The organism is Bacillus sp. SIMBA_008 (assembly GCF_046535495.1).
In the GTDB taxonomy this organism is placed as follows: Bacteria; Bacillota; Bacilli; order Bacillales; family Bacillaceae; genus Bacillus; species Bacillus subtilis.
On the sequence record NZ_JAWRWL010001017.1, the window covers coordinates 1 to 247 of the forward strand.

Sequence of the window (247 nt, forward strand, 5' to 3'; positions counted from 1 at the left end):
TCAGTAATTGTCGTGTTCATTGTTGCAAAAGTAATTGGTCTAGATACAGCAGTAATGAATTCAATGTTACCACAAGCAGCAACAACAGCAATTGCATTACCGATCTCTGAAAGTATTGGTGGTATACCAGCAATTACATCGTTTGCAGTTATTTTTAACGCGGTTATTGTATACGCATTAGGAGCATTATTCTTAAAAACATTTAGAGTAAAACATCCAATTGCAAAAGGTTTAGCACTTGGAACAG

1 protein-coding gene is annotated in these 247 nt (G+C 35.2%); it reads left to right on the forward strand.

The genetic code is table 11. The annotated features are described in order from the left end of the window. A partial coding sequence (locus tag SB658_RS26480; RefSeq protein ID WP_410603471.1) for an LrgB family protein occupies positions 1 to 247 on the forward strand: 247 nt, incomplete at both ends.